General features: G+C 66.9%; 22 protein-coding genes. 8 read left to right on the top strand and 14 right to left on the bottom strand.

Annotated features, from left to right (window positions below; genetic code table 11):
* Positions 1-9 precede the first annotated feature (9 nt).
* Positions 10-342 (bottom strand): ATP-dependent Clp protease adapter ClpS, encoded by a 333-nt coding sequence (gene clpS / locus J2T07_RS12775; RefSeq protein ID WP_306850467.1) that lies wholly within the window; start codon positions 340-342, stop codon positions 10-12.
* An 87-nt stretch (positions 343-429) separates the two neighbouring features.
* Here clpS and J2T07_RS12770 point away from each other — a divergent pair, with 87 nt between their 5' ends.
* From J2T07_RS12770 to hflD, 3 genes are all read left to right on the top strand, one after another.
* The gene (locus J2T07_RS12770; protein WP_430539354.1) at positions 430-954 is read left to right on the top strand and encodes an NUDIX hydrolase; all 525 of its coding nucleotides are present in this window, start codon (positions 430-432) and stop codon (positions 952-954) included.
* Complete coding sequence (gene mnmA / locus J2T07_RS12765) at positions 951-2,045, top strand: tRNA 2-thiouridine(34) synthase MnmA (RefSeq protein WP_306850466.1); 1,095 nt, start codon at positions 951-953, stop codon at positions 2,043-2,045. The genes J2T07_RS12770 and mnmA overlap by 4 nt, the downstream gene beginning before the upstream one ends.
* Positions 2,046-2,159: 114 nt before the next feature.
* Positions 2,160-2,786, top strand: a complete 627-nt coding sequence (gene hflD / locus J2T07_RS12760) for a high frequency lysogenization protein HflD (RefSeq protein WP_306850465.1) — start codon at positions 2,160-2,162, stop codon at positions 2,784-2,786.
* Positions 2,787-2,917: 131 nt separating this feature from the next.
* Here the strand turns inward: hflD and J2T07_RS12755 are convergent, their stop codons facing one another.
* Positions 2,918-3,847, bottom strand: coding sequence for a LysR family transcriptional regulator (locus J2T07_RS12755; protein WP_306850691.1), 930 nt, complete (start codon positions 3,845-3,847; stop codon positions 2,918-2,920).
* A gap of 227 nt (positions 3,848-4,074) precedes the next feature.
* On the opposite strand from J2T07_RS12755, the gene acnA reads away from it, so the two are divergent.
* Positions 4,075-6,819 carry an aconitate hydratase AcnA gene (gene acnA / locus J2T07_RS12750; protein WP_306850464.1) on the top strand — a complete coding sequence of 915 codons (2,745 nt, stop codon included), beginning with the start codon at positions 4,075-4,077 and terminating at the stop codon, positions 6,817-6,819.
* Between the two features lie 110 nt (positions 6,820-6,929).
* On the opposite strand, the gene J2T07_RS12745 is transcribed toward acnA, so the two are convergent.
* Complete coding sequence (locus J2T07_RS12745; protein ID WP_306850463.1) at positions 6,930-7,361, bottom strand: hypothetical protein; 432 nt, start codon at positions 7,359-7,361, stop codon at positions 6,930-6,932.
* 124 nt (positions 7,362-7,485) lie between these two features.
* On the opposite strand from J2T07_RS12745, the gene J2T07_RS12740 reads away from it, so the two are divergent.
* Positions 7,486-9,183: an AMP-binding protein gene (locus J2T07_RS12740; protein WP_306850462.1), complete on the top strand. Its 1,698-nt coding sequence runs from the start codon at positions 7,486-7,488 to the stop codon at positions 9,181-9,183.
* A 143-nt stretch (positions 9,184-9,326) separates the two neighbouring features.
* Here J2T07_RS12740 and J2T07_RS12735 read toward each other — a convergent pair whose 3' ends face one another.
* Positions 9,327-9,683 (bottom strand): PilZ domain-containing protein, encoded by a 357-nt coding sequence (locus tag J2T07_RS12735; RefSeq protein WP_306850690.1) that lies wholly within the window; start codon positions 9,681-9,683, stop codon positions 9,327-9,329.
* A 134-nt stretch (positions 9,684-9,817) separates the two neighbouring features.
* Positions 9,818-11,068 carry a DNA polymerase IV gene (dinB, locus tag J2T07_RS12730; RefSeq protein ID WP_306850461.1) on the bottom strand — a complete coding sequence of 417 codons (1,251 nt, stop codon included), beginning with the start codon at positions 11,066-11,068 and terminating at the stop codon, positions 9,818-9,820.
* A 331-nt stretch (positions 11,069-11,399) separates the two neighbouring features.
* Between dinB and J2T07_RS12725 the strand changes: the two genes are divergently transcribed.
* The 3 genes from J2T07_RS12725 (at position 11,400) to J2T07_RS12715 (ending at position 14,609) form a co-directional block, all read left to right on the top strand.
* Positions 11,400-12,206 (top strand): segregation and condensation protein A, encoded by an 807-nt coding sequence (locus J2T07_RS12725; RefSeq protein WP_306850689.1) that lies wholly within the window; start codon positions 11,400-11,402, stop codon positions 12,204-12,206.
* A 100-nt stretch (positions 12,207-12,306) separates the two neighbouring features.
* A complete protein-coding gene (gene scpB / locus J2T07_RS12720; RefSeq protein WP_306850460.1) occupies positions 12,307-13,083 on the top strand; it encodes an SMC-Scp complex subunit ScpB in 777 nt (258 codons plus the stop codon).
* Entirely contained in the window at positions 13,080-14,609 is a 1,530-nt protein-coding gene (locus J2T07_RS12715; protein ID WP_306850459.1) for a pseudouridine synthase, read from the top strand. Before scpB ends, J2T07_RS12715 begins: the two co-directional genes overlap by 4 nt.
* 37 nt (positions 14,610-14,646) lie before the next feature.
* Here the strand turns inward: J2T07_RS12715 and hisIE are convergent, their stop codons facing one another.
* The 9 genes from hisIE to J2T07_RS12670 are packed head-to-tail and all read right to left on the bottom strand — an operon-like array spanning position 14,647 to position 21,985.
* On the bottom strand, positions 14,647-15,252 hold the full coding sequence (gene hisIE / locus J2T07_RS12710; protein ID WP_306850458.1) for a bifunctional phosphoribosyl-AMP cyclohydrolase/phosphoribosyl-ATP diphosphatase HisIE: 606 nt from the start codon (positions 15,250-15,252) through the stop codon (positions 14,647-14,649).
* Positions 15,249-16,019, bottom strand: a complete 771-nt coding sequence (hisF, locus tag J2T07_RS12705) for an imidazole glycerol phosphate synthase subunit HisF (protein ID WP_306850457.1) — start codon at positions 16,017-16,019, stop codon at positions 15,249-15,251. Before hisF ends, hisIE begins: the two co-directional genes overlap by 4 nt.
* On the bottom strand, positions 16,013-16,765 hold the full coding sequence (hisA, locus tag J2T07_RS12700; RefSeq protein ID WP_306850456.1) for a 1-(5-phosphoribosyl)-5-[(5-phosphoribosylamino)methylideneamino]imidazole-4-carboxamide isomerase: 753 nt from the start codon (positions 16,763-16,765) through the stop codon (positions 16,013-16,015). The genes hisF and hisA overlap by 7 nt, the downstream gene beginning before the upstream one ends.
* Positions 16,762-17,352: an imidazole glycerol phosphate synthase subunit HisH gene (hisH, locus tag J2T07_RS12695; RefSeq protein ID WP_306850455.1), complete on the bottom strand. Its 591-nt coding sequence runs from the start codon at positions 17,350-17,352 to the stop codon at positions 16,762-16,764. Before hisH ends, hisA begins: the two co-directional genes overlap by 4 nt.
* Complete coding sequence (gene hisB, locus J2T07_RS12690) at positions 17,352-18,416, bottom strand: bifunctional histidinol-phosphatase/imidazoleglycerol-phosphate dehydratase HisB (protein WP_306850454.1); 1,065 nt, start codon at positions 18,414-18,416, stop codon at positions 17,352-17,354. The genes hisH and hisB overlap by 1 nt, the downstream gene beginning before the upstream one ends.
* Positions 18,413-19,477: a histidinol-phosphate transaminase gene (hisC, locus tag J2T07_RS12685; RefSeq protein ID WP_306850453.1), complete on the bottom strand. Its 1,065-nt coding sequence runs from the start codon at positions 19,475-19,477 to the stop codon at positions 18,413-18,415. The genes hisB and hisC overlap by 4 nt, the downstream gene beginning before the upstream one ends.
* Positions 19,474-20,781, bottom strand: coding sequence for a histidinol dehydrogenase (gene hisD / locus J2T07_RS12680; RefSeq protein ID WP_306850452.1), 1,308 nt, complete (start codon positions 20,779-20,781; stop codon positions 19,474-19,476). Before hisD ends, hisC begins: the two co-directional genes overlap by 4 nt.
* The gene (gene hisG, locus J2T07_RS12675) at positions 20,778-21,671 is read right to left on the bottom strand and encodes an ATP phosphoribosyltransferase (protein ID WP_306850451.1); all 894 of its coding nucleotides are present in this window, start codon (positions 21,669-21,671) and stop codon (positions 20,778-20,780) included. Before hisG ends, hisD begins: the two co-directional genes overlap by 4 nt.
* On the bottom strand, positions 21,668-21,985 hold the full coding sequence (locus tag J2T07_RS12670) for a YerC/YecD family TrpR-related protein (protein WP_306850450.1): 318 nt from the start codon (positions 21,983-21,985) through the stop codon (positions 21,668-21,670). Before J2T07_RS12670 ends, hisG begins: the two co-directional genes overlap by 4 nt.
* Positions 21,986-22,096 lie beyond the last annotated feature (111 nt).

The following is a 22,096-nucleotide window of genomic DNA, read 5'->3' as shown; positions in this document are numbered from 1 at the left end:
GGGGATCGGCTACATCTTTTCCATAGTGCACAAGAGCGGGTGCTGATGAGACCGTGAGTATTCGTTGACCTGTGTCACCTTCGTTTCTGCCACCTCGCGGGTGAACACGCCGCAGACACCCTTCCCCCGCGTGTGTACATGAAGCATCACCTGCACCGCCCGCTCCTGGTCCATGCCGAAGAAACTGCGCAATACCTCGATCACGAAATCCATCGGCGTGAAGTCATCGTTCAGCAGGACGACCTGGAACAGCGGCGGCCTGGCGGTTTCGGGGCGGGAGGTCTCGATGGCGAGGCCGTGCCCGCGCTCACTTTCCTGGTCGTGTTCGTGTTCGTGGGACATTCAGTTCGGAGCCTTCGATACGCGAATTGTTTATACACCGGAATCCGGCCCGCTTTCCGGGTCGATTCCCACAGGTAATGGCACAATATGCCTTTTTCCAGAGCCACCTATCTCATTAAGCCGATGCCGCAGACTCCTTCTTCCGCCGAAAACGTGTGGTGCCCCCGGGTAACGGCGGCTTGCGTGGTCGCGCGCGGCGATCGATATCTCATCGTCGAGGAGGAGGTCGCTGGCGAACTCGCCTACAACCAGCCCGCGGGCCATCTCGATCCAGGCGAGACCCTGCAGGCGGCGGCCGTGCGCGAGACGCTCGAGGAGACCGGCTACGGCATCGATCTCGACAGCTTCATCGGCGCCTGGCAATGGGTGAATCCGGAGCACGGCGAGCAGGTGCTGCGGTTCGCCTTCGCCGGCCATGTCACCTCGCACGATGTCGCCCGGCCGCTCGATACCGGAGTGCGGCGCACGCTGTGGCTGCGTCGCGACGAAATCGAGGCGCTGGGCGCACGCCTGCGTTCCCCGTTGATCCTGCAGACGATCGACGCGTGGCTCGACGGCCGCCGGCTGCCCCTGGATACCGTGTCGAGCCTCTTGCCGGAGGTATCCGGGTGAAGGTGATCCTCGGCGTCTCCGGCGGCGTGGACTCTTCGGTCGCGGCCCTCCTGCTCCAGCAGGCGGGGCACGAGGTCGAGGGCATGTTCATGCAGAACTGGGAGGAAGACGACCGTTCCGGCCCCTGCACCACCGACGACGACCGCAAGGACGCCGTCGCCGTGTGCGGTCGCCTCGGCATTCCGTTCCACGCGCGGAACTTCGCGGGCGAGTATTGGGACGGCGTGTTCGAGTATTTCCTGGCTGAATATGCCGCCGGACGCACCCCCAATCCGGACGTCCTCTGCAACCGCGAGATCAAGTTCAAGACCTTCCTGGAGCACGCCCAGGCCCTCGGCGCGGAAAAGATCGCGACGGGGCATTACGCGCGCGTGGATTTCCGCGATGGCCGATACCGCCTTCTCAGGGCCGTCGATGCCGCCAAGGACCAGAGCTATTTCCTGCACGCGCTCGGCCAGAAGCAGCTCGCCGCCACCTTGTTCCCGGTGGGCGAGATCGAAAAGCCGCGGGTGCGCGAGATGGCCCGCGAGGCCGCCCTGCCGACGCATGCGAAGAAGGACTCCACCGGCATCTGCTTCATCGGCGAGCGCGATTTCCGGGCCTTTCTCGCCCAGTACCTGCCGGCCAAACCCGGCCGTATGGTCGACCCTGAAGGCCGTGTCATCGGCGAGCACCAGGGAGTGATGTACTACACCCTCGGCCAGCGCAATGGCCTGGGCATCGGCGGACGCGCGGATGCGCCCAACGAACCCTGGTACGTCGTCGGCAAGGATGTCGCCACGAATACGCTGGTCGTGGCGCAAGGTGGCGAGAACCGCTGGCTGCAATCGAACCGCCTGACCGCCACCGACGTCACCTGGGTGGCCGGTGAACCACCTGCCCTGTCGTTCCGCTGCGCCGCGAAGACCCGTTATCGCCAGGCCGACCAGGACTGCCATGTGGAGGTCCGGGGCGATATCTTGCACGTATCGTTCGATGAGCCGCAGCGCGCGGTGACGCCCGGACAGTCGGTCGTCCTGTACGACGGCGAGGTCTGTCTGGGTGGCGCGGTGATCGCCACGACGGACGCCCCCTATGGTGGCCTGGCGTGAGCTTCACCCGGCCACTCGATCATCGCTGCGGAAACCTGGTGGGAGCGGACCCTGTCCGCGATTCCCGCGATGCGAGTCACCTCCCATTCCCCCTACATTTCCCGAGCTTTCCGCATGAATGAAGAACGCGTCCTCGCCCTTGCCGGGGTTTTCCAGGGCGTCGCCCTCGCCCAGCAACTGGCTGCCGACGGGCGGTGCGACGAGGCTGCCTTCGAGGCCAGCCTCGCCAGCGTGTTCCGAATCGACGCCGATTCGGTGGCGTCCGTCTATGGAGGCGTCTCGGGAGTGAGGCGGGGGCTGCGCACGTTGGTCGCGCAGTTCGAGGACCAGACCCGCGACGTGGCGGTGATGCGCATGGCGATCACCGTGCTGCGCCTCGAACGCTCGCTGTCGCGCAACCGCGGCCTGCTCGACCGCCTGCGCGAGGGCATCGTCGGCACGCAACGCCAGGTCGAGCATTTTGGCATCGGTCACCCCAATGTCGCGGCGAGGCTGGCCGAGGTGTACACCTCCACGCTGTCCACGCTGAAGCCCCGCGTCATGGTCACGGGTACGCCATCGCACCTCCAGCAGAAAGCGAACGTGGACAAGGTACGGGCGGCCTTGCTGGCGGCCGTGCGCTCGGCGGTCCTGTGGAACCAGATAGGCGGCCGCCAGTGGCACCTGCTGATCTACCGCAAGCAATGCGCGATGCTGGCCCGCGGCCTGCTGACCGGCTCGACCCTGGACGACGGCGGCTGATCGGGCTTCGCGGCCTGGTGGGAGCCGACCTTGTCGGCGATCCCGCGGCAGCGGGCCAGGTTATGGCAAGCACCCATCGCCGGCAGAGTCGGCTCCCACCAAAGCAAACCAGCCGCCTAGGCGGCGACAGACTACGAAGCCGCGGCATCCAACCCCGGTATCGCCTCGGCCAGCGCCCGCAGCAAGTCACCGAATCGCGCGAGATCCTCCCGCCACGGCGTGGCGTTGCGCCAGTACAACGAGATATGCCGCCCCGGCCGCGCGCCCTCCACCGCCGCCAGCACCACGTTCGGTATGGAACCCAGCCGCTCGTGCGCGAGGATCGGCACCAGCGTGTAGCCACCGCGCAGCGCGACTAGCGTGGCGAGGCTTTCGATGCTCAGGTCCTGGATGCGCTCGGGCCGCGCCGAACCGCTCATGCCGAGGTCGGACACGCCATTGCCGTGGCTCTCGGCCATCAGCGTGGCTTCCGCCGCGTCCAGCTCGGTCAGCGCGACGGACGCGCGCCCGGCCAATGGGTGCCCCTTATGCAGCATCAACTCGTATGGCTCGAAGAACAACGCCGTGGATTCCAGTCCGGTGGCCATTGCGCTCGGCGGCGCCAGCACGGCGTCCAGCTCACCCTCTTGCAGGCGACGCAGCAAGCCCCGCGGCTTGCCTTCGGAGATCGTCAGGCGGGCGCCCGGAAAACGCTGGGGAAACGGCTCGATGAAGTGGGGTAGCAGGTAGGGCCCCAGCGTGGAGGGCACCCCCAGCCGCAATTCGCCACCAAAGGCGACATCCCCAGCCCGGGCCGCGTGCTCGAGATGCTCGGCCGAGGCCAGCACCTCTTCTATATAACCGAGCAGGCGCTGCCCGCTGGCGGTGGGCACCACCCGCCGGCCACCGCGTTCGAACAGGGGCACGCCAAGGGCCTGCTCCACTTTCTGCACCTGGTGCGAGAGGCCGGAAGGGCTGATGTACATGGCCCGGGCGGCGCTGTTGAAGCTGCCCTCCCGGGCCACGGCCTGGACCAGGGCCAGGTCGCGCAGCGACACCGACGACAAGGCCATCGATATCATCGAACGCTGCGTGCCATCAAATACGTTTGCGCTCACGTGCTCCGGCCCTCATCCTTCCGCCGCCCAGATTTCGCGCGGCCTGCGCCACCGAACGGCCATTCTAGCCGGAGGCCGGTCTCACGGCGGTCGCACACCAGCGGCAGACTGCGCGATAATCGACGCCTTTGGCGGTCCGCAAGGGTCCGCCAGGCCTCCCCAGCTAAAGAACGTCACGCCAGGAGTACAGCATGAAAGACTCGTTCTCAGTCCGAGACAGTATCGAAGTCAACGGCAAGCGCCACACCATCGCCAGCCTGGCCAAGTTCGGCAACTCGTTCGACATCAAGCGCCTGCCCTACTCGATGAAGATCCTGCTGGAGAACCTGCTCCGCCAGGAAGACGGCGTGAACGTCACCGCCAAGGAAATCGAGGCCGTGGCCAAGTGGGACGCCAAGGCCGAGCCGGACACCGAGATCTCCTTCATGCCCGCCCGCGTGGTGCTGCAGGATTTCACCGGCGTGCCCTGCGTGGTCGACCTGGCGGCCATGCGCGACGCCGTGACCAAGCTGGGCGGCGACCCCGACAAGATCAACCCGCTGGCGCCGGCCGAACTGGTCATCGACCACTCGGTGCAGGTCGACACGTTCGGCACGGAAAGCTCGCTCGAGCAGAACGTCGCCATCGAATTCGAGCGCAACCAGGAGCGTTACTCCTTCCTGCGCTGGGGCCAGAAGGCCTTCAACAACTTCAAGGTCGTGCCGCCGCGCACCGGCATCGTCCACCAGGTGAACCTGGAGAACCTCGCCCGCGTCGTCTTCACCAGCGAAGTGGACGGTGAGTCGTTCGCCTATCCGGATACCGTGTTCGGCACCGACTCGCACACCACGATGATCAACGGTCTCGGCGTGCTGGGCTGGGGCGTGGGCGGCATCGAGGCCGAGGCCGCGATGCTCGGCCAGCCGTCGTCCATGCTGATCCCGCAGGTCGTCGGTTTCCGCCTCAAGGGCAAGCTGTCGGAGGGCGTCACCGCCACCGACCTCGTGCTCACCGTCACCCAGATGCTGCGCAAGCTCGGCGTCGTGGGCAAGTTCGTCGAGTTCTTCGGCCCCGGCCTGCAGAACCTGCCGCTGGCCGACCGCGCCACGATCGCCAACATGGCCCCGGAATATGGCGCCACCTGCGGCATCTTCCCGATCGACCAGGAAGCGTTGAACTACATGCGCCTGTCCGGCCGCGACGAGGCGCTGATCGCCCTGGTCGAGACCTACGCCAAGGCCCAGGGGCTGTGGCACGACGCCAACACGCCGGAAGCCGAGTTCACCACCACGCTCGAACTGGACCTCGCCGACGTGCGTCCGTCGCTGGCCGGCCCGAAGCGTCCGCAGGACCGCGTCCTGCTGGAATCGGTCAAGGAGAGCTTCCTCGATGCCGTCGGCCCGCTCACCGCGAACCGCAAGCCGAAGAACGGCGACGTGGCCCGCTTCAACAATGAAGGTGGCGGTACGGCCGTCGGCAACGAAGCCAACGCCGTCGATGGCGAAGGCGTGCTCGTGGAGAAGAACGGCAAGTCCTTCCGCATCAACGACGGCTCGGTCGTGATCGCCGCGATCACCTCGTGCACGAACACCTCCAACCCCGCCGTGATGCTCGCCGCCGGCCTGGTCGCGCAGAAGGCCGCCGCGCGCGGCCTCACCTCGCAGCCGTGGGTGAAGCCTTCGCTCGGACCGGGCTCGCTGGTGGTCACCGAGTACCTTAAGAAGACCGGCCTGCTCAAGGAACTCGAGAAGGTGGGCTTCTACGTCGTCGGCTACGGCTGCACCACCTGCATCGGCAACTCCGGTCCGCTGCCGGTGGAGATCAGCAAGGGCATCGCCGATGGCGACCTCGCCGTGGCCTCGGTGCTCTCCGGCAACCGCAACTTCGAGGGCCGCGTGCATCCCGAAGTGAAGATGAACTACCTGGCCTCGCCGCCGCTGGTCGTCGCCTACGCGCTCGCCGGCACGCTGAACATCGACCTGACCAAGGACGCCATCGGCACCGGCAGCGACGGCAAGCCCGTCTACCTCAAGGACATCTGGCCGAGCAACCAGGAAGTCTCCGACGCCATCGCCGGCGCGATCAGCCCGCAGATGTTCAAGGACAGCTACGCCGACGTCTTCAAGGGCGACAGCCGCTGGAACGCCATCGCCTCGCCCGATGGCAAGACCTATGCCTGGGACGACTCCACCTACATCAAGAACCCGCCCTATTTCGATGGCATGACCGCCGAGGCCGGCACCATCGAGGACATCCACGGCGCGCGCGCCATGGGCATCTTCGGCGATTCGATCACCACCGACCACATCTCGCCGGCCGGCTCGATCAAGAAGGACAGCCCGGCGGGCCGCTTCCTGATCTCCAAGGGCGTGGAACCGAAGGATTTCAACTCCTACGGCTCGCGTCGCGGCAATGACGACGTGATGGTGCGCGGTACCTTCGCCAACATCCGCATCAAGAACCTGATGCTCGATGGCGTCGAGGGTGGCTACACCAAGTACATCCCGACCGGCGAAGAAATGGCGATCTACGACGCCGCCATGAAGTACAAGGCCGACGGCACCCCGCTGATCGTCCTCGCCGGCAAGGAATACGGCACGGGCTCGTCGCGTGACTGGGCCGCCAAGGGCACCTTGCTGCTGGGCGTCAAGGCGGTGATCACCGAGAGCTTCGAGCGCATCCACCGTTCGAACCTGGTCGGCATGGGCGTGCTGCCCTGCCAGTTCCAGGACGGCGAGAACGCGCAGACGCTCGGCCTGAAGGGCGATGAGGTGTTCGACATCATCGGCCTCAATGGCGGCGAGTCGAAGACGGCGACGGTCAAGGCCACGCGTCCGGACGGTTCGGTCAAGGAGTTCACCGTGAAGGTGCTGCTGCTGACCCCGAAGGAGCGCGAGTTCTTCCGCCACGGCGGCATCCTGCAGTACGTGCTTCGCCAGTTGGCGAAGGCGGCGTAAAAAGCATCGCCGACAGGGTCGGCTCCCACCAGGTTTCGCACCTGATGGGAGCCGGCCTTGTCGGTGACTCGCCAAGCCTTGGTGGGAGCCGACCCTGTCGGCGATTTGGTTTACAACGCGCGCTTCCAGCTCGCCGTAAAACACCGCCACTCGCGCCCTTCCTTCCGCCAGCCCGTCTCCACCACGTAAGCCCCGGCGTTATCGGGCAATACGCCCACCCCGGCGGTCAGGGTGACGGTGAACGTCGCCACCAGCCGCTCGCCACGTCTCTCGACTTCCGTCGGGCCCATCAGCACGTGGACCTTCTGCCCGCGAAGCGCGTAGACGCGGACGAGGTTCGCCAGCGACTTGCGATCGAACTGTCCCGCATTGCCGTCGAAGTCGTCGGTCAGCGCGGCGACGGTATCCCCCGCCTTGCCCGCCTCGGCACCTTCCGAGGCCGCCGTTATCGCCGAGCGCACCTGCGCTTCATCCGGTGCGTGCCGGCAACCGGCGACGCCTGCCAGTGCGAGGACGACCAGCAACGTTCCCGCTTTCCACATCGTGCTTTCTCCCCGTCAAACGCGCTGCAATGCGGCTTGCCGCTATACGCGGGCGTATGCTCCAATGCCACGGCCTTATGGCGGTGCGCCGTGCATCCGTCACTTCCTGGAGTTCGTCCGATTCATGAGCATTGAGCGTCCGTGGCTCGACCACTACCCGGCCGGCATTCCCGCCGACATCGACGTCAACGCGTACCGCTCCGTGGCGGCCGTCTTCGAAGACTCCTTTAAGAAATTTCGTGACCGCCCGGCGTTCGCGAACTTCGGCAAGGTGCTGAACTACGGCCAGGTCGACGAACTCTCGCGCGCCTTCGCGGGCTACCTCTCCGGCGAACTCGGCCTGAAGAAGGGCGACCGCCTGGCGATCATGCTGCCGAACCTGCTGCAATACCCGATCGCCCTGTTCGGCGCGCTGCGCCTCGGCCTCACCGTAGTAAACACGAATCCGCTATACACGACGCGCGAACTGCATCACCAACTGGAAGACTCGGGTGCGCAGGCGCTGCTGGTTCTGGACAATTTCGCCGCCACGGCGCAACAGGCCGTGGAAGGCACCCACGTACGCCATGTCATCACCACGGCCGTCGGCGACATGGTCGGCTTCCCGAAGGGCAACATCATCAACTTCGTGGTGAAGACGCTGCGCAAGGAAGTGCCGCCGTTCAAGCTGCCGCAGGCCGTGCGTTTCCACGACGCGCTCGCCCGTGGCAAGGCGCATCCGCTGCCCACGGTGGAGATCGGCCATGACGACATCGCCTTCCTGCAGTACACCGGCGGCACCACCGGCGTGGCGAAGGGCGCGATGCTCACCCATCGCAACATGATCGCGAACATGCTGCAGACCCGCCCATGGGTCGCGGGCCACGCCACGCTGGGTGAGGAAACGGTCATCACGGCGCTGCCGCTGTACCATATCTTCTCGCTGACGGTGAATTGCCTGATCTTCACCAGCCTTGGCGGCCTCAACCACCTGATCACCAATCCTCGCGACATGCGCGGCTTCGTGAAAGAGTTGCAGAAGACGAAGTTCACGGCCATCACCGGCGTCAATACGCTGTTCAACGGCCTGCTGAACACCCCGGGGTTCGACCAGGTCGACTTCTCGCACCTGCACCTTTCCATGGCTGGCGGCATGGCGCTGCAGCGGGCCGTGGCCGAACGCTGGAAGAAGGTCACCGGCCACCCCATCATCGAGGGCTACGGCCTCACCGAAACCTCGCCGGTCGCGTTCGCCAATCGCGTCGACATCAAGGACTACACCGGCTCGATCGGGTATCCCATCCCGGGTACCGACGCCCAGATCCGCGACGAGGAAGGCAAGGTCCTCCCCCTCGGCGAAGTCGGCGAGCTCTGCATCCGCGGTCCGCAGGTGATGAAGGGTTATTGGCAGCAACCGGAAGAAACAGCCAAGGTGCTCGATGCGGACGGCTGGCTGCGCACCGGCGACATCGCCCGCATGGACGAGACCGGCCAAGCCTTCATCGTCGACCGTAAGAAGGACATGATCCTGGTCTCCGGTTTCAACGTGTATCCGAACGAGATCGAGGACATCGTCATGCGCCACCCCGGCGTGGGCGAGGTCGCGGCGGTCGGTATCGACGACGAGCATTCGGGCGAGGTCGTGAAGCTGTTCGTCGTGCGCAAGGATCCCTCGCTGACCGTCGAGGCGCTGAAGGAGTACTGCCGGGAGAACCTCACCGGCTACAAGCGTCCGAAGCAGATCGAGTTCCGCGACGCCCTGCCCAAGACCAACGTCGGCAAGATCCTCCGCCGCGAACTTCGCGACGAGGAACGGAAGAAGACGCGTCCGACCGCTGCTTAAGGTGGGAGCCGACCCTGTCGGCGATGGGTGCTTGCCATGAGCTGGCCCGCTGCCGCGGGATCGCCGACAAGGTCGGCTCCCACCACAGTTTCCTGCCAGAGTTCTCTGCGAGCTCGGTGAGTGCGGTGGCGATCCCGCCTCGCTCAGTCGTCCTGCCAGGCCTCGAGCGTGTCGGCGTAGCCTCCCAGCAACTCCCATAGCGACGCCTGCTTGTCCTCGGGGATGAGGGTGTACTCCATGCCGATCTGCCGCGCGGATACGCGGGCCACCGAGGCTTCCAGATGGATGTGCAGGTCGTGGCCGAAGATCATGTCCAGGATCCAGGTCTGCCCCACTTCGCCGCGCCAGCCGGGCGGACGGCGCAGAAGGGTGCCCGTGGCCGATATATCGACCAGGTCCGTCGGGTGCGCTTCGCCGCCGCGGCTCATCAGCACCGCGGTTTGCACCCTCATGCGCGCATGGCGATAGCGCGTGTGCGAATCTTCCTTGTCATTCGACATCAGCTTCTCCACCCATCCCGATATTGCGTCCTTGTCCGTAGCGACCGGCATGACCGCACCTCGTTCACTTACATTCCGTGTCACAAACGGACACATTAGCGCAGTCCGAGGTTCCGTCCGCCATCCTGCCGCACTCACTCGCTGCCGCGGGTCTTGAGCACTCCCGCGCGAACCAGGGCCCCGGCACCGAAGCGCCCGTTGATCAGGTCCTGCACACCGTCGGAACGCTTGTCCGGCGCCGGCGCCGCGAACATGTCCTGCTGCTCGTCGCCGTGCCGGGCATCGAAACCGGACAACGTCACGCCAAGCAGGCGAAGCCGTGGCCGGGGGTGCTGGCTCCACCAAACCTGAAGCAAGCGTCGTGCCACCGCATGGATATCGGCCGTCGCGTTGCCGGGAACGGGCAACTGTGCCTGACGGCTATGGGTCAGGAAGGGCGGTTCACGCAATTTCACCGATACCGTGCGCGCATCCAGTCCGCGCGCCCTTGCCCGCGCACCCACGCGCTCACATTGGCGCAATAACCAGGCCTCGGCGATGGGCAGTTCCTCGACGTCGTACTCGAAGGTCCATTCAGAACCGATGGAGACCTCGGGCGCGTCGGTTACCACCGGCCGGCGATCCTCCCCGCGGCATAGCTCCCGCAGCTGGGCGGCGTGGCGTTCCCCCACCGCCTTGTTCAGTCGCCAGGCATCGGCCCGGACCAGATCGCCGATGGTGCGGATGCCGACCTTCTGCAGGGACTCCTCGGCCACCTTGCCCACGGTCCACATGCGGCCCACGGGCAGCGGATCGAGGTAGCCGCGTACCTCGTCCGGCGCGATGCGCAGGAAGCCATTCGGCTTGGACAACTCGCTGGCCAGCTTGGCCAGGAGTTTGTTATGCGCCATGCCCACGGAGGCATTCAGCCCCGTACGCTCACGAATGCCCTCCTTCACCCGGCGGCCGATGGCCTCGATCGAGGAAAAAAGGCGAAGGCTGGCCGTGACGTCGAGGAAGGCCTCGTCGAGCGACAGCCCTTCGATCATGGGCGTGACCTCGGCGAATACCCCGAAGACCACGTTCGAGATTTCCTGGTAGCGCGCGTGCCGGGGGAAGATATAGATGCCGCCAGGGCAGCGGCGGCGGGCCTCCGAGGTGGCCATGGCCGAACGGACCCCGTATTTGCGCGCTTCGTAGTTGGCCGTGGACACCACGCCGCGTCGACCCAGGCCTGCCACGATGACCGGCTTTCCGGCCAGGGAGGGGTCGTCCAACTCCTCCACGGACGCGTAGAAAGCGTCCATGTCGACGTGGATGATTGCGCGCTGGCCCGGCTGCATGACACCTATTGTGCCGCAACGTCGTAGCGACCGGCTGCCCGCCTGCTGGACTTGGGCGGGCACAGGCGATACCCTGTATCTCAATCGGGTGAACTTATTCGGGCGTCGCGCCCCCACCGGTCCGTGGTCGAGGACCGGTCGCGCTCTGCTCCCGACGTTCCTTCACAGACGGTGACCCTCCTGGGGTGTCCAGCGGCCATGCCTTTCGCTCGTCGGCGACGATGCGTGGCATGCCGGGCGAGGTGGCGGTGTAGCCGCCGGACGGCATCGATTGTTGCGTTCCCGGTCGCACTCGCGGCCCTTCTGACGTGTGCCGATGACTAACGAGACAACCGAAGTCCAGGTGGTCGAAAAAACCCAGGGTGCCTTCGCGGGCATCCCGCAGCAGCAGGAAATGCCTCTCGCGCTTGTGCGCGGGCAGCCGGTGCTGCAAATGCCCCAGGACCTGTACATCCCGCCGGACGCGCTCGAAGTCATCCTCGAATCGTTCGAAGGTCCACTTGACCTGTTGCTGTACCTGATCCGCCGGCAAAACCTCGACATCCTCGACATCCCCGTGGCCGAAATCACCCGGCAGTACATGGACTACATCGACATGATGCGCGAGGTGATGCGCCTGGAGCTCGCGGCGGAATACCTGCTGATGGCCGCGATCCTCGCGGAGATCAAGTCCAGGTTGCTGCTGCCGCGGCCGCCGGCCGAGGAAGGCGTCGAGGAGGATCCCCGCGCCGAACTCGTCCGTCGCCTGCAAGAATACGAACGTTTCAAGCGGGCCGCGGCGGACATCGACGAGTTGCCGCGCCTGGAACGCGACACCACCGTGGTCCACGCCTTCGTCGGCGAGCACAACGTGGTACGCGTGCCGCCACCGCTGGACCTCAAGGAGCTCCTGCTCGCGCTCAAGGACGTGCTCACCCGCGCCGATCTGTTCACGCACCACGCGATCCAGCGCGAACCGCTCAGCGTGCGCCAGCGCATGGGCGACCTGCTCCAGACCCTCAGCGAGGGTGGTGGGTTCCACCGCTTCGAAACGCTGTTCGACATCAACGAGGGACGGCTGGGCGTCGTGGTCACCTTCCTCGCCATGCTGGAACTCGCGAAGGAAATGCTCGTGGAAATCGTCCAGGAAGAAGCCCTGGGGCCGATCTACCTGAAGACGAAGGTACAGATGGAGGCCGAGCCCGAGGAAGCGCTCGCCTGAAGGCCCTCCAAAGGGCCACGAACCGGGGGGCGTCGCACGAGCGGCCGCTCCCGTGCACGAACCCATCCGCGCGTGAAAGGCGCGGTACACCCCAAGGCCTATGCAACCCGAACAACTCAAACCCATCGTGGAAGCGGCGCTCCTGGCGTCGACCCAGCCGATGACGATCGCGCAGTTGAAGGCGATTTTCGGCGAGGAAGACGGCATCGGCACGGACGAACTCACGGCCGCCCTGGCGTCGCTCGCCGTGGACTGCGAAGGACGCGGCGTGGAACTGGTCGAGGTCGCCTCCGGCTGGCGCTATCAGGTCCGTCGCGACGTGCACCCCTGGGTCTCGCGGATGTGGGCGGAAAAGCCGAGCCGCTATTCGCGCGCCCTGCTCGAGACGCTGGCCCTGATCGCCTACCGCCAGCCGATCACTCGTCCGGAGATCGAACAGATCCGCGGCGTGGTGGTCTCATCGAACATCATCAAGACGCTCGAGGAACGCGAATGGATCCGCGTCGTGGGCCATCGCGACGTTCCGGGCAAGCCCGCCCTGTTCGGCACCACGCGCGGATTCCTCGACTACTTCAACCTCAAGTCGCTGGACGCCCTGCCCCCACTGTCCGAAATCCGCGACCTCGAGGAACTCAATCCGCAGATGCGCTTCGAGGGTGACGCGATACCCGCGTCCGCCCACGCCGCGATGCCGGACGATACGAACACCGCTACCGAGACCGCGCCCATCGAGGGCGACGAGATCGAGGTCGCGAACCAGCTGCCTGCCGGCGACGATGTCGCCGCGGCTTCCCCCACTGCCGACGAGGCAGAGAACCCCGTAGGCGACGCCGAAGACGACGACGCCGAGAAAGATACCGAGGAGTCACGCGCATGAACGCGCCACAGCGATCCCTGCTCACCCTTAAGCGCGGCGGCGACAACCCCGCCGACAGTAACCAACAGCTCGAGGAGCGCCTGCACAAGGTCCTCGCCAATGCCGGACTCGGCTCGCGCCGGATGCTCGAACAACGCATCCAGGCCGGCGAGGTCGAGGTCAACGGCACGGTCGCCACGATCGGCTCCAGCGTCCACGCCGGTGACCGCGTGGTGCTTGACGGCAAGCAGTTCGTCGTCGCCACCGACAACCGCAACGACGCCGAAGTGCTGGTCTACCACAAGCCCGAAGGCGTGGTGACCACACGCGAGGACACCGAAGGCCGCCCCACCGTGTTCGAGCAGCTCCCGCGTCTGCGCGGCGCCCGCTGGGTCGCCGTGGGCCGCCTCGACATCAACACCACCGGCCTGCTCCTGCTCACCACCGATGGCGAACTCGCCAACGCGCTGATGCATCCGAAGAGCGGTCTGGAGCGTGAATACCTTTGCCGCGTGCACGGCGAGGTGCCCGACGAGGTCATCGAACGGCTCAAGGCCGGCGTGGAACTGGAAGACGGCCCCGCACGCTTCGACGAGATCGCCACCATCAGCCGTGGCGGTAGCCATAGCTGGTTCCGCGTCACCATCCGCGAGGGTCGCAATCGCGAGGTCCGTCGCCTGTGGGATTCGCAGGGCTTCCTGGTCAGCCGCCTGAAGCGCATCCGCTACGGCACGGTCGAACTGCCGCGCGCGCTGCGCCGTGGCGATTGCGAATCGCTGGACGACACCGCGATCAAGGAACTGCGCGAACGCTCGGGACTCGGCGCCCCGGCACCCGTGCTGACGCTGAGCGCCGTGGTGCACCAGCGCCGCGCCCCGCGTCACATCACCGAATACAAGCCGGATACCCGCACCACGGGCGCATGGAGTTCGGCACGTCACGACGAAGCCCGCGAACTCACCGCCTTCGATCGCCTGCGCGACGACAACCCGCGCGGCGGACGTGGCGGTGCCGGCGGCCGTGGTGGTCGCGGCGGCCAGGCTGGCGCTCCGCGCCGCGAGGTCAACGGAAATGTCGCGCGTCCCGAGCGCGGTGGTGCCGCCGGTGGCCCGCGCAAGTCGCGCCGCGTCGCACCGGGCCAGGAACTTCCGTCGATCCGCACCTGGTTCGCGGGCGACAGCCGTACCGGTGGCGGCAACGCGGCCGGTAATGCCGCGGGCAACCGCGGTCCGCGTCCGGGTGGACGTCCCGGCAACCCCGGTGGCGGCAATCGGCCCATGGGCCAGGGCCGTGCCGAAGGCAACCGCGCGGCGGGCCCGGGACGTTCCGATGGCAATCGTGCCCCGGCGGGCGCTCGTTTCGATGGTGGCGGCAACCGTGGCCGTGGCCCGGCGGGCGGTGGCAATCGCACGGGTGGTGGCCAGGGCGGCGGTAATCGTGCCGGTGGCGGTCCGCGCCCGGGCGGTAACCGTGGTGGTCGTCCGGGCGGCGGCGGTGGCAACCGTGGCGGTGGCGGTAGTGGCGGCAATCGCGGCGGTAACCGCTAAGCGGGAAAACCTCCCGCTCCCCGGTTAGCCGACCGTTTCACCTCGCGTGCCGCGAAGCCAGCTTCGCGGCCACGGCGTCGAAACCTATGCCGCGCGCGCGCAGGACCACCATCAAGTGGAAAACGAGATCGGCGGCTTCGCCGATCAGCGCGTCGTCGTCCTCGGCGATCGCGGCGAGCGCCGTCTCGACGCCCTCCTCCCCCACCTTCTGCGCCATCCGGCGAATGCCACCCTCGAACAGCCGGGTCGTGTAGCTGCCTTCCGGCCGCTGCGCATGTCGCGACGCGACCAGCGCATCCAGTTCCGCAAGGAATCCCAGCGCCGGCGCGACGTCGTCGCCAAAGCAGCTCGTGGTGCCGGTATGACACGTGGGCCCGGCCGGCAAGGCGCGCACGAGGATCGTGTCCGCGTCGCAATCGAGTCGTGCATCGACCAGGGCCAGCGTGTCGCCCGATGTTTCGCCCTTGGTCCACAAGCGCTGCTTGCTTCGGCTGAAGAACGTGACCTGACCGAGTTCCCGGGTCTTCGCCAGCGCGGCCTCGTCCATGTAGCCCAACATCAGTACCTCGCCTGTACGCGCATGCTGCACGATCGCCGGCAGCAGGCCGCCACCCTTGGCGAAATCGGGGACGCTCTCGCTCATAACCTCACCTCGATGCCTTGCGCACGCAAGTCGCGCTTGAGCGCGGGAATGCCGATATCACCCGAGTGGAACACGCTCGCCGCGAGCGCCGCATCGACGTCCGCGTCACGGAACACCTCGGTGAAGTGCTCCGGCGTGCCCGCGCCACCGGAGGCGACCAGCGGCACATGGCAGATCGCCCGCGCCGCCTTCAACTGCTCGATGTCGTAGCCGCGACGGACGCCATCGGTGCCCATGCAATTGAGCACGATCTCGCCCGCCCCCAACCGTTGGACCTCTTCGATCCAATCCAGCGTGCGCTTGCGCAAGGCCCTCGTGCGCGAAGGGTCGCCCGTGTATTGGCGCACGCGCCATTGGCCATCGTCGTCACGCAAGCTGTCCACGCCGACGACAACACACTGCACGCCGAACGCGTCGGCGATCTCGCCCACCAGGGCCGGCCGCTCCAGCGCGGGTGAATTGATGGAAACCTTGTCCGCGCCCGCATGCAGCACCTCGCGCGCATCCACGACGCTGCGGATGCCGCCTGCCACGCAGAACGGGATATCGATTTCGCGCGCCACCCGCTCCACCCAGTCACGGTCGACCCGGCGGCCTTCCGGACTGGCGGTGATGTCATAGAACACCAGTTCGTCGGCGCCTTCGTCGCGGTAACGCAGAGCCAGCTCGACGATCTCGCCGACCACCACGTGATCGCGGAAGCGCACGCCTTTCACCACCTGGCCGTCGCGTACGTCGAGACAGGGAACGATGCGACGATTCAGCATGATGCATTCGCCTTTTGTGCGACAGCGAACGCATCGGGCAAGACGAAAGCGCCTTCCAGCAAGGCGCGGCCGAGGATGACCCCCGCGACACCCTGCAACGCGAGGCCAGCGACATCGTCGAGCGAACGCACGCCGCCCGAGGCCTGCACGTCCAGCGACGGCGCCAGCGCGGCGAGGTGGCGATACAGCGCCACATTCGGGCCGGTCATCGTGCCATCTCGGTCGATGTCGGTGCAAAGGATGTGACGTGCGCCGGCGGCTTCGTACCAGGGCACGAGTTCGTCCAGCGTACGCGTCTCATCGGCCGTCCAGCCGGCGCTCGGCAATGTCCATGCGCCATCGCGAAAACGCGTGTCCAGCGCCAGGACGATGCGCTCGGCACCGTAGCGATCGATCCACCCTGCGACCGTCTCTGGCGCGCGTATGGCCATGCTGCCGACAACCACACGCTGCGCTCCCGCCGCCAACAGCCGGCGCACGCCATCTTCATCGCGAATGCCACCGCCGGCCTGCACGCGCAGTCGCCCCGCCGAGGCGATACCGGCGATGGTCGCGAGGTTTTCGAAACGACCGGTGCGTGCACCGTCGAGGTCGACCACGTGCAACCACGTGGCCCCTTCGTCGGCGTAACGTGCGGCCAGCGCTTCGGGCTCGAAGGCGAAGGTTGTCTGCTGCGCATAATCGCCCTGGAAAAGGCGGACGACCTTGCCGTCACGCAGGTCGATGGCGGGAATAGGAAGCGTCATAGGGCAAGGAAGTTCCGCAGGAGCTGCGCGCCCACGCCCGCCGAACGCTCGGGGTGGAACTGCATGCCCATGAAGTTACCGGCGGCGACGACGGCAGCGAAGGGCATGCCGTGCTCGCTCGCCGCGAGGGTGTAATCGCCGATGGGCACCGCGTAGCTGTGCACGAAGTAGGCGGTGTCTCCTTCACGCAAACCCGCGACGAGCGGATGACCGGCGGTGACGTGCAGGCTGTTCCAGCCCATGTGCGGCACCCGCAAGCCTGGCGTATCGACGAAACGCCGTACCGTGGCGGGAACCACGCCGAGGCACTCGGTATCCGCTTCCTCGGAGCGTTCACAAAGCAGTTGCATACCGAGACAGACGCCGAGCACCGGCTGAGTGAGTCCGCGTATCACATCCACCAGGCCGGCCTCGCGCAGCATGCGCATGCCAGGTCCCGCCGCGCCCACGCCCGGCAGGATCACATGGCTGGCGGCACGAATCGCCGCCGCACTGGAGGTCAGTTCGGCATCGGTACCGAGGCGCTGCAAGGCATAGCGCACCGAACCGATATTGGTGCCACCGGCGTCGACGAGGACGACCCGCATCACAGGCTCCCTTTCGTGCTGGGCAACTCCTCGCCTTCGCGGCGGATCGCCTGGCGCAAGGTACGCGCGACCACCTTGAAGCAGCCTTCGACCATGTGGTGCGCGTTTTCCCCATGCACGGTGAGGTGCAGGTTCGCGCCGAGCGTCTCGCACAGCGAGCGGAAGAAATGCGGCACGAGTTCGGTCGGCACGTCGCCGACGCGCTCACGCGGGAACTCGCCCTCGAAGACGAAGTACGGGCGGCCGGAGAGATCCAGTTCGGCACGCGCGGCGCTCTCGTCCATGGGCAAGGCGAAGCCGTAGCGGCCGATGCCGCGCTTGTCGCCCAGCGCCTGGCGCAGGGCCTGGCCCAGAGCCAGCGCCGAATCCTCGATGGTGTGGTGTTCGTCGATATGGATATCGCCGTCGCACCGCAGGTCCAGCGCGAAGCCGCCATGCTTGCCGATCTGCTCGAGCATGTGGTCGAAAAACCCCAGCCCGGTGTGGACGACAGGGTCGGCGACGCGGTCGAGGTCGACAGCGACCCGGATCGAGGTTTCCTTCGTCTTACGCACCACTTCGGCGGTACGCGGCGCGTCGAGCAAGGCGTGCGCCACCTCGGCCCAGCTCGCCCCCCGGGCGCCGACGAGGAAGCCACGCACGCCCATGTTCGCCGCGAACACGAGATCGGTGTCGCGATCGCCGACCATGGCCGATTGCGCGCGACTCCAGCTGTCGTCGGCAAGCCAGTGCCGGGCGAGGCCAGTGGCCGGCTTGCGTGTGTCGCGTTTCTCGTGGGGAAGGCTCCGATCGATCAGCTGTTCGCGGAACGTGACGCCTTGCGAGGCGAGGATACGCAGCAGGAGCTGGTGCGGGCCGTCGAAGGCTTCCTGCGGGAAGGCCGGCGTGCCCAGGCCATCCTGGTTGGTCACCATCACCAGTTCATATCCCGCACCGACAATGCGTTGCAGCGCGGCGACGACGCCCGGCATCAGCGCCAGCTTTTCGAAGCTGTCGATCTGCTCGTCCGCCGGCTCCTCGATAAGGCAGCCGTCGCGGTCGACGAAAAGGATCTTCCGGCTCATGCGACGGCTCCGGCACGGAGGATCGCGAGCACGCGATCGTTCTCGTTACCCGTGCCCACGGTGATGCGCAGTGCGTCGCCAAGTCCCGGGTATCTCGTGATGTCGCGCACGACGATGCCGGCGGCGAGCAGGCGCCGGTAGGTACCGGCGGCATCGTCGAAACGCACGGCGAGGAAGTTCGCATGCGACGGCAACACCTCTCGAACCCCCGGCATGGCCGACAGCGCCGCGAACATGCGCGTGCGCTCGGCGAGGATCTCCTGCAGATGGTGGCGCTGCACACGCCTGCCTTCGTACGAAAGCGCGCCCAGCGCCGCGTCCACGCAGGGCGACGGCAACGGATACGGCGGGATGATCCGGCGCAACAAGGCGATCACGTCCGCGTGCGCCACCAACGCTCCGACGCGCGCCCCAGCCAGGGACCAGGCCTTGGACAACGTGCGCAGCACGGCCACGTTGTCATGATCGTCGATCAGCGACGTAGCACTGGCCACGCCGCTGAACTCGGCGTAGGCCTCGTCGACCACCAACACGGCACGCCCGTCGAGTTCGCGGGCCAGTCGTTCCAGCACATCGCGCTGCACGAGATTGCCGGTGGGATTGTTGGGCGTGCAGACAAAGACGAGCTTGGTCGCCGGAGTGACGGCGGCAAGCAGCTTATCGGCGTCGAGGTCACCCGAAGGTCCGAGCGGCGCTTCGATCACGGCGGCGCCCTGGATGCGCGCGCAGACCGCGTACATGCCGAAGGTGGGCGGCGAGACGACGACGGCATCCTCTCGCGCGCGACAGAAGGCACGCACGAGCAGGTCGATCGCCTCGTCGCTGCCGCGCGTCACGAGCAGGCGGTCCGGCTGGCTGCCATAGAGGTCGGCAAGTGCGTCCACCAGCGCCCGCGGCTGCGGGTCTGGATAGCGGTTCAGTCCATCGCCGCCGGGGATGTTCGGAGGGCGCGAGGACTCGTTCGCGTTGAGCAGGACGGTGCCGCCCTGCGCTTCCATGCGCGCGCTCGAATAGGGCGACAGCGCGCGGATGTCGGGACGGGCCAGGTCGAGGACGCTCATGCGGTGGCATCCATCGCGGCGAGGCGCAAGGTGACCGCTCGGCGGTGCGCCTCCAGTTGTTCCGCGGCGGCCAGCGTGGCCGCGCAAGGCCCGATGACACGCAGGCCGGCGGCGGTCACCTCCTGCACGGTGACCTGCTTCTGGAAGCTGGCGACCGAGACGCCGCTGTAGCTGCGCGCGTACCCGTAGGTCGGCAGTACGTGGTTGCTGCCACTGCAGTAGTCGCCCACGGATTCAGGCGTCCATTCGCCGAGGAAGACGGAACCGGCCGATTCGACGGCGTCGAGCAACGCCCGCGGTTCGGCGGTCTGGATGATGAGGTGCTCGGGCGCGTAGCGGTTGCTGACCGCGATCGCCTCGTCGAGGTCAGCAACCTGCACGAGGCGGCTTTCCGCCAACGCCCTGGCGGCGATATCCGCCCGTGGCAAGACGGCGCGCTGTCGCTCCACCTCGATCGCCACGCGATCGAGCAGGCCCGCCGACGGGCTGACCAACAATACCTGTGAATCCGGGCCGTGCTCGGCTTGCGAGAGCAGATCGGCGGCGACGAAGCTCGGGTCGGCGTCGGCGTCGGCGATCACCAGCACCTCGGACGGGCCGGCCGGCATGTCGATGGCCGCGCCGGCGGGATCGCCCGCCACCTGCAACTTCGCCTCGGTGACCCATGCGTTACCGGGTCCGAAAATCTTGTCACAGCGTGGAACGGTTTCCGTGCCGTAAGCCATCGCGGCGATCGCCTGCGCGCCGCCAAGCTTGAATACGCGATGCACGCCGGAGGCTTTCGCCGCGAACAACACGGCATCGTCGCAGCGGCCATCGGCCTGCACCGGCGTGCAGAGCACCACCTCGCGGCATCCCGCGATAGCCGCCGGCACGCCGAGCATGATCGCGGTGGACGGCAGGGGTGCGCCACCGGCCGGCACGTACAGGCCTACCCGGCCGATGGGCCGCAATACCCGTTCCACCCGCACGCCCGGAGCGGTGTCGACCGCGATGGGCGTCGGCGCCGCCGCACGATGGAAGGCCTCGATACGGCCAGCGGCTTCGATCACCGCGGCTTTCAGTTCGGGCGCGAGACGCGCTTCCGCCGCGATGAATTCCTCGTCGCTGACCTCCAGCCCTTCCAGGCGGGTGCCATCGTAGCGAGCCGTGAGTTCGAACAAGGCCTCGTCGCCATGCCCGCGCACCTTCGCCACGATGGTCTCCACGCCTTCGCGCAGTGCGACCGAGCGCGATTGCGCGGGCCGCGCCAACGCCGCCTCGCGGCCGCTTTCGTCCAGGGTCGTCCAGTCGATTCGTTTCATGCCAGCATCTTCTCCACCGGCAGCACCAGCATGTCGCGGGCACCGGCGCGTTTCATGTCTTCGAGTTGGCGCCAGCTCACCGAGCCGGCGCACAGAGCCTGCAGGACGACCTGATCAGGCGCACCGTCCACCGGCGTGAGCGTCGGCACCGGGCTGCCAGGCAACAACCGCGTGATCGCGGCCAGCGCGTCGCGCGGTGCCTGCATCAGGATCAGGCGCGAGTCGCGCACCTGGATCACACCGTCGAGCCGGCGCAGGAGCAACTCGGCGATCTCGCCACGCTCATCCGGCGGAAGCTCGCGGTGCCCGGCCAGTACCGCCTCGCTCTCCACCACGACCACCGCTTCCCTCAACTGATTGGCGACCAACGTGGCGCCGCTGGAGACGAGATCGCAGATCGCATCGGCGGTGCCCAGGCGCGGGGCGATCTCCACGGAGCCAGCGAGCATCACGACCTTCGCGTCCACGGCGTTGGTCCGCAGCCATTCGCCCAGCAGCCCCGGATACGAGGTGGCGATGCGCTGGCCGTCGAGTTGCGCGGGGCCGTCGTAGGCGTCTTCCTGGGGCACGGCGATGGACAGGCGGCAGTGGCCGAAGCCCAGCGACCGCAGCTCGTCGAGACCCGCACCGGCCTCCCTGTTGGACAGTTGGAACTCCCGCAGGACGTTGCGGCCGACGATGCCGAGGTCGCACACGCCTTCGGCGATCAGGCCGGGGATGTCGTCGTCACGGACCAGCAGGAGGTCGACGGGTTCGCCCTCGCCGAAGCAGAACAGCTTGTCGCGGCTCTGACGGAACTTGAGGCCGCAACGCGCCAGAAGCTCCTGGGCCGGCTCCGTGAGCCGCCCGGACTTCTGCATGGCGATCCGCAGGCGGTCGCGCGGCTTCATGCGGCACCTCCCGCGTTCCGCCGCGCCGCCGCGGCCATGTAGCCCCCGCTGCCCTGATTGAGGTAGCGGGCCACGCGGCCGATCGTGGTGATGCTCACCGCCGTCCGCTCGTGGATCTCCCGGTAGGAACGCCCCTCAAGCAGGTGCGGAACCACCCGCCAACGGTCGACCATCACCTCGATTTCCGCCGGGGTGCACAGGTCATGCAGAAATGCCCGCATCTCGTCGACGGTGGACAGGCCCAGCAGGGCCTCGCACAGGCTGGTTTCAGCCGAATCGGCCGGGGTTTCGGGATCGAGCGAGCGACGCTTCATAGTGTACTAACGCGTTAATACGATAACGCATCGTACCTCTGCAACCTGAGCGTGGCAAGCGCCGACACGTGATTGCGCTTTTCTTCCATATATTTCGCGGCTTCGGCCCGC

The sequence above is a fragment of the Luteibacter jiangsuensis genome (genome assembly GCF_030812295.1).
GTDB classification, from domain to species: Bacteria; Pseudomonadota; Gammaproteobacteria; order Xanthomonadales; family Rhodanobacteraceae; genus Luteibacter; species Luteibacter jiangsuensis_A.
The sequence above is the reverse complement of the archived record's forward strand: the minus strand, read 5'-3'. Positions and strand labels throughout refer to the sequence as shown.